Below are 589 nucleotides of genomic sequence, written 5' to 3' on the forward strand. Positions count from 1 at the left end.
CCTCAGCCTCAACTCGGCCACGGCCCCCCAACTCGACGCCCTCCCCGGCGTCGGGCCGGTCCTGGCCCAACACATCCTCGACTTCCGCACCCAGCACGGCGCCTTCACCAGCCTCCAGCAACTCCGCCAAGTCCCCGGCATCGGCGACCGTAAATTCACCACCCTCAAACCCCTGGTCCACCCATGACCCCCAACGACCTGCCCCCGGCCACGTCCACGAAGGTCCCCGCCCCCAACTCCATCGCCCAGGAGGTATCCCGACGGCGGATGCGCCCCGGCACGGGTGCGGGGACCGGCGCGCCTAGCGCCGACGCGCCGGAATCGTCCCCACTGGGGGAGGCGCCCGGCAGGGGCGCGGGGAACTGCGCGAGCAACCCAAGTGCACCGCGAGTGTCCCGACGGCGGATGCGCCCCGGCAGGGGTGCGGGGACCGGCGCGCCCAGCGCCGACGCACGGGAAGTGTCCCCACTGGGGGAGGCGCCCGGCACGGGTGCGGGAACCGGCGCGCCTAGCGCCGACGCATCATCACCTGAGAACCCGACCGGGGCCGCCCCGCAGGCCCCGGTCGGGTTCTCAGGTGATGATGCGT

1 protein-coding gene is annotated in these 589 nt (G+C 73.7%); it reads left to right on the top strand.

Features of this window, described 5'->3' with window-relative positions:
• On the top strand, positions 1–187 hold a 187-nt coding region (locus tag V7E46_RS33690; protein ID WP_333771949.1), incomplete at its 5' end, for a ComEA family DNA-binding protein.
• Between the last annotated feature and the right edge of the window lie 402 nt (positions 188–589).

Origin of the sequence: Streptomyces sp. IBSBF 2435, from assembly GCF_036815005.1 — a bacterium.
Taxonomy (GTDB): domain Bacteria; phylum Actinomycetota; class Actinomycetes; order Streptomycetales; family Streptomycetaceae; genus Actinacidiphila.